Origin of the sequence: Flagellimonas hymeniacidonis (assembly GCF_008040165.1) — a bacterium.
Taxonomy (GTDB): Bacteria; Bacteroidota; Bacteroidia; order Flavobacteriales; family Flavobacteriaceae; genus Flagellimonas; species Flagellimonas hymeniacidonis.
The window spans coordinates 1,467,673-1,480,888 of sequence record NZ_VRUR01000002.1 but is presented as its reverse complement, the minus strand read 5'-3'; the positions used below and the strand labels follow the sequence as shown (position 1 = coordinate 1,480,888).

The following is a 13,216-nucleotide window of genomic DNA, read 5'->3' as shown; positions in this document are numbered from 1 at the left end:
TTTAGGATTTATCGGTTTTATAGTTTGGTTTAATGGCATTGTGGTTGTACCATTTTTGAAAACAATAGAACCCCCAAACCCTGAAGGTATTATCTTGTTTTCCATTAAGATGGTTTAAAACTAATGCCTGAACATTTTCTACATTAAAAATATCTTGACTTTTAAGGAACCCTGACTCTATGTAGGATTCAAGTTCTGGTCTCAGACTTTGTCTAAGCCAGTCTCCAACCGGTGAGCCAAATCCACTTTTGCTTCGCTCCAGAAAGTTTGCTGGGAACTTATCTTTAAATGCTTCTTTTAAGATATATTTTTTATTCCAATTTTTCATCAAATAACTCTCAGGAAGACTATTGGTAAAATTCCAGAGTTCTCTATTAAGAAAAGGTGCTCTGCATTCCAGTGAGTTCAACATGCTCGTACGATCAACTTTGGGAAGCATTCCCCCTTCAAGACTTAATACCCAATCCACTAATCTAAAATCGGTTAGCGAGGTAGGTTGTTTAATGCCCAATTGTTCTTGGTAATGGTCCAAGATATCTGATTGATGCCATTTTTGTGTTAAGATTTGGGAAATTTGATGGGACGTATTGTTCAAAGAGATAATATCCCAATAAAACAAATTTTGATAATCCACAGCGTTTAAAAATCTTCTTACCTTAAATCGTTTTCCACGTTTGTCGTCCTTTGTTCTAAGTAGAGAGTTTGCGGATTTTCTAGCAAGTTTATGAAGGGATTCGGGCATTATGTTAGTGTACTTTGCATTCAACTTGCCGATGTAATATTTATTATATCCCCCAAAAATTTCATCTCCGCCATCCCCTGTAAGGGCAACAGTTACGTGTTCCCGGGTTTTACGAGCAACAAGTTCCGTGGGTAGGGAGGCCGTATCTGAAAATGGCTCATCAAAATTGATGAGAATATCATGGATGCGATCCTTCAAATCGTTTTCTCCAATTATAAACTCATGATGATTACTATTTATGTGTTTTGCAACCAGTCTGGACTTATCTGTTTCATCAAAGGATGCTTTTTCAAAACCAATTGAAAAAGTATCTATCTTGCTTGAGGTGGCCTCTGATAAACAAAGGGAAACAATGGATGAGTCTACTCCTCCAGATAAAAAAGTACCTAAAGGAACATCGGATATAGACCTGCTTTCAACACTTTTGTATACCATATCCTTAACGGTATTTTTGGCTTCCTCAAAACCAATTTCCTTTTTTTCTGGGTAGGAGTAGGGGTGAATTTCCTCAACTGTAATTTCATGTTTGGAAAGATCGTACGTCAAGTAATGATTGGCCTGAAGTTTATGAACCCCTTCATATATGGTATATGGTGCAGGAATATAGGTAAGTCTAAAAAACAGGTTTATACCCTCTCTTGAAATGGCAAGGGGCAATTGTGATACCTTGGTCAGGGATTTTAGTTCTGAAGCCCAATAGAAGTTTTCATTGATTTTTGAATAGTATAAGGGTTTTTCACCAAAAAAATCCCTTGCTATGAATACCTTATTCAATTTTTTGTCATATAAACTGAAGGCAAACATTCCATCCAATTGATTAAAGCTGTCAACCCCATATTTTTGGTATAGTTTTAAAATGACCTCTGTATCACTTTTGGTATTAAAAATTACACCTTCAGTTATCAGGTTCTCTCTCAATTGGCGATAATTATATATTTCCCCATTAAAAACAAGTGCAATTGAGTTATCATCCGATATGATAGGTTGTTTGCCAGAGCTTAGATCAATAATTGAAAGTCTGCGCATTCCCATTCCCAATCCATAGCCTTCTCCTTCATTTAAATAGATGCCATCATCATCAGGACCTCTGTGAACGATGAAGTCGTTCATTTTTTGCACCTGCTCCTTCAGTGTATTTACCGAACTATTTTTCTTAGTGATTATGCCGTTAATGCCGCACATTATACAATGGGTTAATGATTAAAAATATAGGCCTCATACTTTTTCAATATAGTTCTAAGTTCAAATTGAGCTGCTCTTTTTTTAGCAATATTTTCAAATTGACTCCTAAACTGATTATTGGAGGTGAGTTTTAAAATAGCTTCGGTCATACATTTGGTATTACCAACGGGTACAAGAAAGCCATATTTAGAATGCATTATAGCATTAGATCTTTCATCAGAAACCTCTAAAATTTCTGATGGCCCCGCTTTACAATTCGTTGAAATTATGGGTAATCCACATGCCAGGGCTTCCAACAATACATTTGGAAAACCCTCATGATTTGAGCTAAAAACAAAGATATCAGAGGCCTTAAGGAATTCAAAAGGATTTTCTACAAAACCAAGCAAAAACACGTTGTTCTGAAGGTCCAATTCTTTTATTTGGCGTTCCAGTTCTTCCTGAAGTTCACCATTACCCAATATATATAGTCTTACCTTATCAAGATTTTTAATGGCATCTATCAAGAGCTTATGATTTTTACCTTGATCAAGCCTTCCAACCGTAATCAGATTGATATAAGTTGGGTCAAAATAGTCTTTGATGGCACTAGACTCTTCAATTCTTGCCAAGGCTATTGGATTATATATTACCCTAATTATATCCTTAGGTACGTTAAAGTTTTCAATAAGGTCGTTACAATTTCCCTTCGAATTGGCTATTACCCCGTGGGCCCTTTTAAAAATTTTCTTTATCAATAATTTATTTATTCTGCTTTTTAGGTCTCCGTAGCCGTATTGAAACGATGGATATGCACGCTCACTAATAATTATTTTAGAACTTCTATTGAAATACCCAGATAGGGTGTTAATATAATTTGGGCGTGTCATTAAACTCAGAGAGTGCGTAATTTTCTCTTTTTTGCATAATCTGGCATACTTATAGGCCAAGAAAGGGACTTTAAAGAGTTTAATTAGGCCCGATTCATTCGATTTGGATTTTTCGATGTAAAAAACTGGAATGTCTTTTGGAATATCATAGACAATCTTTTGATTCATCAGTACCAAAGCTACATTTACTTTTGATGTATGGAAGTAGTCCAGCAAATATGAAACCACACGTTCCGCGCCACCACCGCCTAGGGAGTAAATGAGTATTCCAATGGTCATAGTGTTATTATTTAATCGTTATGCCTTTACCATTGTTTTTTAGCCACTGCTTTAAAACCAATAGTTTCCAAATTAAAGAATACCTGTTCCATGTGCCCTTCATATGTTGGTCAATCATCTTAGAAACTTCTTCAACATCTATACCCGGAATAATAGCAAGCTCATTTTCATTTAATTCTGATAAGATAAAGTCTTTTAAATCTTTTTTGAACCATTCTTTGAACGGCATAGTGAAGCCGGCCTTAGGCCTGTCAAAAATTTCTTTTGGGGCATGTGCATAGAGAATATCTTTAAGTATTCTTTTTTGGTTGCCTTTAAGGAACTTAAAGTCGGTAGGTAAGGATCTTGCAAAATCAACCACACGATAGTCCATTAAAGGAGCCCTTGCTTCAAGAGAATAGGCCATAGTTGCCCTATCCACTTTGGTGTTAATGTCCCAGTTTAAATATGTTTTGATATCAAAATCTGAAACCCTCTCATAAACATTCTTGTTTTTATGAAAAAGATATTTTAATTCTTCAAATTCAGAAGTGCTATTGTTGGGTTCCATCCAGGATGGATTTGTATTGAACATTGTACTTAAATAGGCTTCGTTCAAGCTTTTATTTTTAATAGTCTCTGAAATAATCTTTAACCTATAATTTGGTGCCAGATTTAGAACACCAGCTCCAAACAGCCTTAAAAATTTTGGAAGCCCATAGATTTTGGTGAGGTAGGTCACCCAATTGTATCTATGGTATCCCAGAAAGCTCTCATCGCCACCATCTCCAGAAAGTGCCACGGTCACATGTTTTCTGGTATATTTTGCTAGTAGCATAGACGGAATTGCAGAGGAATCCGAAAAAGGTTCATCGTAGAAGGATGTAAAATTTTCGATCAAATCGATGCCCTCTTTTGGGTTGCAGTTAATGATATGGTGATCTGTTTGGATATGATTCGCGACTTCTTGCGCATAAACACTTTCATCGAAGCCCTTTTCACTGAATTTTACCGAAAAAGTTTGGATTTTGTCGTTTGTTGTTTTGGTTGCCAATGCTGCAACTAAAGAAGAATCAACACCCCCCGACAAGAATACACCAACGGGTACGTCTGCAACCAATCTAATTTTGACCGCATCAGTAAGGATTTCTTCAAGTTCTTGTTTTGCGTCCAAATAGGAACCGGAAAATTTAGACTTTCCGGAAACATCAATATCCCAAAACGGTTCAACTTCAAAATCTCCAGAAGTTATACTGTAGACAAAGTAGTGACCAGCCCGTAGTTTTTCAACCTCATTAAAAATTGATAAGGTATCTGGTATTACCCCCCATGAGAGGTATTCACGAATTGCCCTTTTGGAAATGGATAACCCTTTATTGTACAACTGTATTGAAGACAATTGGCTTGCGAATTCAAAACCACCTTCGGTTATGGAATAATAAAATGGTTTTTGGCCAAGTCTATCTCTAGACCCAAACAAAATCTGTTTCTCCTGATCATATATCACAAATGCAAACATGCCATTGAATTTTTTCACACAGCTATAACCATACTCAAGATAAGCGGCGCAAATGACTTCTGTATCACTAGTAGTCTTAAATTTATAGCCTGCGGAGACCAACTTATTTTTTATAGTATTGTAATTATAGATTTCCCCATTATAAACCACCGTTATACCGCCTTCATTATAAGTAAAAGGTTGATGTGACCTTTGATCAAGATCCAAAATTGACAAACGATTATGGGCAAGACTTAACTTTCTTCCATTAGGTAAGTTAATAGCTTTGTAACCATAAAAATCAGGCCCTCTAAATTGGGTCAGTTTCAGTTTTGCTTCCACTTCTTCACTACTGTAAGGGCCTATTGCACCATATATACCACACACAATTCTTCGAATATAAGTTTATATTTATTTTATAGGGATGCTTTGGGTAATGTTAGCATATCTCCAAGTTTACGATCCCATTCGGCGGGAAGTATAGGTACGCAACCACCATCAGTATGAAAGGTTATTTCACCAAAATATAAAATCCCCTCTACTTCATACCAATCAATACGAACATAAGAAAAATCTTTTGCTAGCATTTCGGATAGGGAAATCATTTTATTTAGGGCCTGTGGCCTCTCTACATCATCTTCACTTGGATTGGTAAACTTTCCATTTTCTTTTGGCGAAGCCCACCTATAGGGCTGTCTTTTCCATTCCTTGTCGTAAAAATTTCGGCAATGATTTCCTGAAAATCTTCCAATATCTACCTGTAACATGGTTACTTCCCCATTAAAACAATGCATTTTGAAATCTTTAGTAAGTTCGCCACCTTTGTCCATGAGTAGTTTTTCTACAATTATGCATGGTTTTATATTCTTGTATTGCCATTCCTTGGACCTATGGTAATAATTCTTTTTCAACCTTTTAGTTAAATTTTCCCTTACTTCTTTCCAATCGATTTCAGATTTGTCCTTTACAATAACACCTCCTCCGCTATCGTGGTTGGTTTTGATAATGAAAGGCTTATCAGGCAGATTATCAGGTATTATATCCTTAGAATTTTTGGTTTGAAAGTAAAGAGGGACAAGATAATCATCACCAATTTTTTCTTTTATATATTCCCTTACTGCTAGTTTGTCCGCACAAATGGTATGAAGAGGAGTTCTATCGTTTAGTTTAAGCCAAACTATTTTTTCATTGAGGGTTTTGGGATTATCTAGGTCAACATCTCTATTAAAGGATTTTCGAAACTTTCTTTTTGAAAAGGCCTTTTCAGGCATTATCCTAAACAAATAAAAGTTGTGGAGACGAATAAACTGGTGAATAACTAAATGCCCAATAGTTGTATTCTTATAGAGGTATCGAAGAAGTTTTTTCATTTGAAAGATTAATTATTTAGAGGCGCATGAAATAAATAGGTCTTCGTATTTATTCAATATGATTTTTTGATGGTATTTTTTTAGCACAGATTCTGATATAGTAATAGGATTCCATGTTTTGCTCATTGCTTTCTTTATATTCGCTATGAATTCTTCCTGGGACCTAGCAATATAACCGTTTACATCTGGAAGAACTATCTCATTAATCCCACCAGGAGCTTCAAAAGCTATGACTGGAGTTCCAACAGCGCAGCTTTCCAATAAAGCATTTGGAAAGCCTTCTACGTAAGAACCTTGCAAAAACAAATCGTTTTCCGATAAATATTTTGAAACCTCCTGAGTAAAAGGAATGTGAACAATTTTGTCATGTATTCCCAATTTTTTGGCTAATTTAAATATATCTTGTTTTGTAGAACCTGACCCTATTATGTTATACCGAAAATCAAAATCAACTTTTCCAAGGGCTTCTAATATTCTCATATGTCCTTTCCTTGGTTCAAGACTGCCAATGGTAATGAGTTTTAAAGGATTGCTTATTTCACCTCTTTTCTTTGGTTCAAAACTTTTGGTAATTGGATTGTTTATAATTACTAGTTTGGACGCTTTAATTTTGGAGTTAAGTTTTAGTTCGTTGAACATATCGTTGGATTGACATATAACTACATCCAGGAATTTATATCCAAGTGTTTTAAGTATAGGTGGATAATACCTATTTGTTTTTTCTGGAAAGTTTTTTAGCACACTTGGAATATTGACTTCCCTACCAATAAATTTGGCCTTTGGAAAAAATGGGGCCATTAACCCCATTATAATATTTAAGTGGGATAGGGCACTTATTACAACCGTTGGTTTAAGTGTTTTGAGTGTAGAAAAAATCTCTAAAATAGCGGAAAGTACTCGTGGCTTGTTAAGATAAATAACTTCTATGCCATTTACAGGGAAAGCATTGTCTTTTTCGAACCCAAGAACGACTAAGGTTACAATAAACGTATCCTTGTCCAGATGTTGGGCAATATAAGACATAACCCGTTCGGTGCCTCCCGCACACAATGACGGTATAACAAAAACTATATTGATTTTGGCGTCCATTTATCAGGCTTCCGTTTTATTTTGTTTATACTCAATTAATCTCGCATAAAGGAATAATGTGAAAAATATATTGGAAAATTTTTCAAAATAAGTATGGCCAACCAACAGGGAAGTTGCGACCGCAATATTGAGGAAAAAATAATGCGGTTTGGATTGATAGTCTAAAACACTCATTAAAACGAGGTACCCTATTATCCATAGAAGAATCAAAAAAGGTATTATTCCTGCTTCCCCTATAACCATTAAATAGGTATTGTGTACTCCTGCATATAAACCGAAATACCCCCCCTGAAGCTTACGATAACCATTTCCGAGAAACGGTTTGTCAAAAATGACATCATAGTAGGTGGACCAAGTATCCATTCTTGTATCTCTGTTGATAGTTTTTGTTTTTACTTCAACTTCACTATCAAAAATACTTTGTAAAGCTTCAAATCGGGATACATTTAATTTCAATGAACTACCACCGATTACCAAAACCAAAACCAAAAGTCCACCACCAATCACTGGAGTAATGAGGTTCTTCTTGCTATGTATAATTCCTAGAACGTTCATTAATACCCATATGGAAATAAAATAGCGAGATAGTGTTAAAAGCCCAGCAAAAGAAAAAACGAGCTGTCCAATCAATCTAAGCTTGGTTTCTTTGATGCCAAAACTGAGACCAAAGCCGCATAGGCACATAATGGCAGCATAATTGGGATTTAAGTAAAAGCCGCTAAACCTGCCAAATGTGCTGCCAAAATGTGCATCGACAGTTGGAAAAAAAACGGAATGAAAAACCACACTTAAAGTACCAAAAATTAGAATTACGTACATTTCTTTGGACGTAGTATTTCTAGCCAACTCTGAACCGCAAATGACCACAATTATGAACTTAATGAAGTTGACAAAGAACTCTCTAGAGCTTGGTTCCGTATAATTAAGGCCAGAAAGTAAATAGTATCCCAAACCAAGTAGAATGAAAGGTATCATTACACCTTTTTTTTCTTTTAGCAAGACATAGTATACCATGAGCAGCAATAGGGTTAAATAGCTTGTTGCTGAGCCTAAAGCTGGGCTAATATAAAATAGCGCAAAGGTTGGGAACCCCCATAATATCAATACTAGAATAATGTATTTTAAAGACTTCACCTATTCCTTATTAACGCGATTATTGAGCTTTACAGTATACTTTAACAATATTAAAAATCTTATAATTACAACGCAGGTAGTACAGATTGCAATTCCGTATACACCATATAGCTTCATGAATATAATATCCAAAATAATATTGAATGTGGCACCTATGAATGATACTAGGGCCATGAAGTTGTTCTTATTAATGCTTGTTAAAAAATTAACCAACACCATTCCGCTTATCGTGAAAGGTACATAGATTAGAAAGATTGTCTGTATTTTTCCAACAATTTCGGTATTTTCAGATGTAAATGAATTTCTTTCAAAAAGAAGTTCCACAATAGAGTTTGAAAAGGCAACAAACATAATCGTTATGGTCAAACTGATTAAAAATAAATGACGAATTATTTTAAAAAGTGCTGTAAAGGCTTTCTTTTCGCTTTCAACAGCTAATTTAGAGAAGAATGGCAGCAGCACACTGTTAATGGCTACTATGGCTATTGTTGTTAATAAAGCGGGGACTTTTAATCCAAAATTGAGTGCTGCAATAGATCCAATAGCAAGCTGAGCTGCGAAGAACTGATCTGTAACAGGCAATAATCCTGTCAGAAATCCAGAGGATACTTTTGCTGGAAGTTGCGCGAACATGAGCTTGACATTTTTAGATTTGAAGTTGGGAACTCCTAAGACCAATATTTTTTTTCTTGATGCAATCATCAGCAATACACTGAGTTGTAAAAAACTTCCTACTAAAGTGCCAACAGCAAGCGCTATCTCAGGGGAAGAATCCCTCCAGATAAAGATTGCTGAAAGGATGGACAAAGGTATAAGCACTCCGCTGATTACAGGAATTGTAAACTCATCGTTTAAATTCAACAATTTTGAAATCAATGAGGAAATACCCCAAAGCAATATACAGGGTGAGATATAATAAAACTGAGTTTTTATGAGTTGATAGTAAATATCAGTATGTCCAGTAAAAAAATGTTCAACATAAACATCAGTGACCAATACGGATATTACTATAAAAATTAAGGATATGCCAGCGGTTATTACAAATCCGTTTGCTTGAAAAGGCCCAAGATTTTTAGATATTTTGGACTCTCTAACATAATTTGGAATAAAGACACTGCCAAGTGCACTTAAGAATACATTGTTGATAAAGTTGGGGATTAGCACAGCGATGTAAAATGTATCCAGTATTTCTGAAAGACCATATGTGGAAGCAATTATGGTTTCTTTAAAAAAACCAAAACCCTTGGCAAACATGGTCAAAACCCCAATCAATATAATATTCCTAGAGACTGGATTTTTTAAATAATCCATCCCCTTGGAAATTATTATTTGTAAAGAAGGAATCTTCAAGATTATGGGTTTATATGCTTATAAAAATTTGGGCCGGGATTTATATCCAGAAACTGTTTTTGCAGTCATTAATTTGGTCAGTGACTATAATAATTTAGCCATTACTTTTGGTGGTTCATACATGAATTTTTCAAAGTTCTCATTTATTGGGCAATGAATTTCAAACTAATCGATTAATGACATCATTCCATTGTTCTGTTACTGGGGCTGTTTCAAACTTTATTGTACTTTCCACAGCTTTTTTTCCCATGTTTCCTCGTAAAACATCATTGTTAATCAATTCGCTTAATTTTTTTTCTAGTGTTTCTGGGCTGTCAATTGGAATTAAGAAACCATTTGAGCCATTATTTATTAATTTTGAAGGCCCTGTTGGGCAATCTGTTGATACGCAAGGCAAACCGAAATGCATAGCCTCCAATAAGGCATTGGGAAATCCTTCAAACCTCGATGGAAATGCAAAGATTGAAGCTCTGTTATAATAGTGGGGCATATCATTGGTGTTCCCAACAAGCAGGACCCGGTCTCCCAACTTAAGCTTTTGAATCAAGTCCTCGTATTCCATTCTTTTATTGCCTTCACCTATAATCAGTAATTTCCAGTTCTTGTTCTCAATGTTTGCAAAAGCTCTTATAAGAGTATCCTGCGATTTTTGGTAGGTTAACCGCCCTACATTTAAAACAATGTTTTCCTTTTTTATCTTAGAATCCCTGGATGCGGAAATTTCTGGAGCAATAGGATTTGCTAAAATTAAAATCTTGTCTTCAGGCATTAGAGATTTAAAGTAATCCCTTATTTCTTCTGTCTGAACTACAAGAAAATCTGATTTGCGATAAAGCAGCCTCCTAAGGATTTTCCACATCTTGGGAGTGTTGGCATGCATTGGAAAATTGCGCTCACTTATGATACATGGAATCCCTTGTCTTTTGGCAGCAAGAACAGAAAGAATATTGGCGCTTGTGATAAAGCCAATTAGTAAATCTATCTTTTCCTTGTGAATGAGGGAAGAGATTTTCTTGTAAAGTTGAAAATTGGTCTTTAGTGCCTGTAGGCTATTTTTACTCGGAGCTATTTTTTCCGCACAATATAATACTTTTACATTTTTATTGATTGTATAATAGGGGATGGATTTTATCAGTGTTATGATACAAACCGAATGTACTTTGGATAATTCATTTGCCAAGGTTGTTACTACCCTTTCTGCGCCGCCCGGTGACAAAGATCCTATTACAAATGAAATTTTTTTCTTTCTGTTCATTTATGAATTGTTTGGCATTGTAAATTCAAAAAGATTTCATAGGGTTAATGGAATAAAAAATAATTTCCTTATTTGTCAATGGCAGATGTATATGAGTTAGATCTAATATCATTTATTAGTTGTTCAGTGAATTTTTGAGCTCCTTTGCGATTTAAATGGTTGATATCCTGATAACAGGAATCGGGTATGTTATAAAACGAATAATCCAAGAAAGTTACACCATTTAGTTTTGAATCGTAAAAACTATAAAGTAATTCAAACTCTTTCATTTTGTCCTCGTTGCTTAAATAAACTTTGTGTATTGGGGTACTTACCAAAATTACTGTGATGTCATTCTTTTTACAAAAGTTGATGATATTAAAAAAATTGCTCTTCTCTATTTCTGAATATTTAAGTGTTCGTTTGTTACTATCTTTCTTAAATCGTTCAATGTTCTCTGCGAGTTTGTTTCTTTCCGAAGGTTTGAAACTTCCTAAGTCTCTCTCTTTTATTCCTCCTTTTAATAGTAGTTTTATAGAATATTTAGGCATCTCCATTATTCCCTGTAAAACAGGCATAGGTTTTGATTTTAAGAAAAATCCGAAATCTGAAAAACTCATCAAATCTGTGTAAATCCTAAATTTGCTTTTTATATGAAGAGGGTTTAATAGCCACCTTTCATCATATTGGGAGAGTAAATTATGATTTGAAAAAGCAAGAAGCAATGTATCTATTTGTGGATTTTCTTGCTTCATCCTTTTAACTTTCAAGTAAGAATAAAAATAGGAGTCAGCACTATGGGAAAGATTTACACTATTCGTAAAAATGGTGTCATCGACAGCATATTCCGTATGTGAATCACCTAATATCAGTATATTTTGGTGGGGTTCAATTTCGTAGCCTCGAATATTGACATACGCGGAATTAAATAAAAATGATAAAACGCACACCAAAATGACTGCAATTAGAAATTTAAGACTTGTGATAACGAATTTTTTAATTCCCATGGTAAAAACATTAGAACTGAAAGTAAATAAAATCTTGTTGTGCTCCTCCAAACCAAAAGAGGGAAAAAGTTACCGCCAGATAGAATGCCCAGCGTAGAGGTTTCTTTAATTGATTATGTTCCAATTCCAAGGCGTGCTTCTTGCTTCTTTGAATCCACTCTACAAACACCATAAAAATTATAAGCGCTATTGTAAGTAACCACTCGTTTAGGGCAGATGGAATTGAAAAAAATGAATCGGAAAAAATATTTTCAATATACCTAATCGCGTCCGTCACGCTCGGTGCTCTAAAAAAGATCCATGCAAGCAGGGTGAGAAGGAAGGTGAATAGCATCTGGAATAGTTCCTTTAAGGAGGGAAATAGTTTTCCTTCTGCCACCGAGTCCGTATTTATCCTATTCTTATTGAGAAGCATTATAGGAATGAAATAGAGAGCGTTTAAAAACCCCCAAATAATAAAAGTCCAATTAGCTCCATGCCAAAAACCACTGACAATAAAGATTATAAAAACATTTCTTACTTTATTAAGTTTTCCTCCTTTACTCCCTCCAATGGGAATGTATAAATAATCTCTAAACCAAGAAGAGAGCGAAATATGCCATCTCCTCCAAAATTCTGCAATGTCCCTAGAGAAATACGGGAAGGCAAAATTTTGCATCAAACTAAAACCAAATAATCTGGAGACCCCAATGGCAATATCTGAGTACCCTGAAAAGTCACCATAAATTTGAAAAGCAAAGAAAAAAGCACCTAGAATTAATGTGCTTCCAGATTGTTCGGGATAATTTTCAAAAATTATATTGACAAATTTGGCACAATTATCGGCAATCACTACTTTTTTGAAAAGCCCCCATAATATTTGGCGCATTCCATCTACTGCATTAGTATAACTAAAAGTTCTCTTGTTAAAGAACTGAGGCAATAGGTTCGTTGCTCTCTCAATGGGCCCGGCAACCAACTGGGGAAAAAAACTGACAAAGGCAAAAAAGGCAATCAAATTATTTGTAGGTTTTAATTTACCCTTGTACACATCTATCGTATAACTTAAGGTTTGGAAAGTATAAAAACTTATGCCAACAGGTAAAATAATGTTCAGACTTTGAGCACCAATTTCCCTTCCAAAAAAGCTAAAAGCATCTACAAAACTGTCCACAAAAAAATTGTAGTATTTGAAAAACCCCAACAATCCTAGGTTTACTAACAAACTTGTGAACAAAAGAGCCTTTCGCACTTTAGGGTTACCGGATTTGGAAAGGTTTAAACCGATTGAATAATCAACAAAACTACTGAAGATGATAAGTGTTAAAAACCGTGGATCCCACCAACCGTAAAAAAGATAACTGGCAACAACCAAAAACACATTTTGGATGGCAACATTCTTATGGGTAACATACCAATAAAAAAAGAATGTTATTGGAAGAAAAATGGCAAAATCGGCTGAGTTAAAAAGCATTTACCTAGTTATAGTGAAATTTCCTTTGAA

Annotated in this window: 10 protein-coding genes; all 10 read right to left on the bottom strand. The window is 35.0% G+C overall.

Translation table 11 applies throughout. The features are described from left to right. Window position 1: 1 nt before the first annotated feature. Complete coding sequence (asnB, locus tag FVB32_RS15565; RefSeq protein WP_147744749.1) at window positions 2-1,924, bottom strand: asparagine synthase (glutamine-hydrolyzing); 1,923 nt, start codon at window positions 1,922-1,924, stop codon at window positions 2-4. 11 nt (window positions 1,925-1,935) lie between these two features. After that, on the bottom strand, window positions 1,936-3,072 hold the full coding sequence (locus tag FVB32_RS15560) for a glycosyltransferase (RefSeq protein ID WP_147744748.1): 1,137 nt from the start codon (window positions 3,070-3,072) through the stop codon (window positions 1,936-1,938). A gap of 7 nt (window positions 3,073-3,079) precedes the next feature. Continuing rightward, entirely contained in the window at window positions 3,080-4,936 is a 1,857-nt protein-coding gene (asnB, locus tag FVB32_RS15555; protein ID WP_147744747.1) for an asparagine synthase (glutamine-hydrolyzing), read from the bottom strand. 29 nt (window positions 4,937-4,965) lie between these two features. Beyond that, entirely contained in the window at window positions 4,966-5,919 is a 954-nt protein-coding gene (locus tag FVB32_RS15550; protein WP_147744746.1) for an ATP-grasp fold amidoligase family protein, read from the bottom strand. Between the two features lie 12 nt (window positions 5,920-5,931). Next, complete coding sequence (locus tag FVB32_RS15545) at window positions 5,932-7,008, bottom strand: glycosyltransferase (protein WP_147744745.1); 1,077 nt, start codon at window positions 7,006-7,008, stop codon at window positions 5,932-5,934. Window positions 7,009-7,011: 3 nt separating this feature from the next. Further along, window positions 7,012-8,142, bottom strand: coding sequence for an O-antigen ligase family protein (locus FVB32_RS15540; protein WP_147744744.1), 1,131 nt, complete (start codon window positions 8,140-8,142; stop codon window positions 7,012-7,014). Continuing rightward, the gene (gene murJ / locus FVB32_RS15535; RefSeq protein WP_147744743.1) at window positions 8,143-9,453 is read right to left on the bottom strand and encodes a murein biosynthesis integral membrane protein MurJ; all 1,311 of its coding nucleotides are present in this window, start codon (window positions 9,451-9,453) and stop codon (window positions 8,143-8,145) included. 199 nt (window positions 9,454-9,652) lie between these two features. Further along, a complete protein-coding gene (locus FVB32_RS15530) occupies window positions 9,653-10,747 on the bottom strand; it encodes a glycosyltransferase family 4 protein (protein ID WP_147744742.1) in 1,095 nt (364 codons plus the stop codon). Between the two features lie 68 nt (window positions 10,748-10,815). After that, the gene (locus FVB32_RS15525; RefSeq protein ID WP_147744741.1) at window positions 10,816-11,733 is read right to left on the bottom strand and encodes a hypothetical protein; all 918 of its coding nucleotides are present in this window, start codon (window positions 11,731-11,733) and stop codon (window positions 10,816-10,818) included. Between the two features lie 10 nt (window positions 11,734-11,743). After that, window positions 11,744-13,186: an MBOAT family O-acyltransferase gene (locus tag FVB32_RS15520; RefSeq protein WP_147744740.1), complete on the bottom strand. Its 1,443-nt coding sequence runs from the start codon at window positions 13,184-13,186 to the stop codon at window positions 11,744-11,746. Window positions 13,187-13,216 lie beyond the last annotated feature (30 nt).

Excerpts from the sequence above, each read along its gene's own strand:
- asnB (WP_147744749.1), bottom strand. The coding sequence starts at position 1,924 with ATGTGCGGCATTAACGGCATAATCACTAAGAAAAATAGTTCGGTAAAT.
- FVB32_RS15560 (WP_147744748.1), bottom strand. The coding sequence starts at position 3,072 with ATGACCATTGGAATACTCATTTACTCCCTAGGCGGTGGTGGCGCGGAA.
- FVB32_RS15550 (WP_147744746.1), bottom strand. The coding sequence starts at position 5,919 with ATGAAAAAACTTCTTCGATACCTCTATAAGAATACAACTATTGGGCAT.
- FVB32_RS15545 (WP_147744745.1), bottom strand. The coding sequence starts at position 7,008 with ATGGACGCCAAAATCAATATAGTTTTTGTTATACCGTCATTGTGTGCG.
- murJ (WP_147744743.1), bottom strand. The coding sequence starts at position 9,453 with ATGGATTATTTAAAAAATCCAGTCTCTAGGAATATTATATTGATTGGG.
- FVB32_RS15530 (WP_147744742.1), bottom strand. The coding sequence starts at position 10,747 with ATGAACAGAAAGAAAAAAATTTCATTTGTAATAGGATCTTTGTCACCG.
- FVB32_RS15525 (WP_147744741.1), bottom strand. The coding sequence starts at position 11,733 with ATGGGAATTAAAAAATTCGTTATCACAAGTCTTAAATTTCTAATTGCA.
- FVB32_RS15520 (WP_147744740.1), bottom strand. The coding sequence starts at position 13,186 with ATGCTTTTTAACTCAGCCGATTTTGCCATTTTTCTTCCAATAACATTC.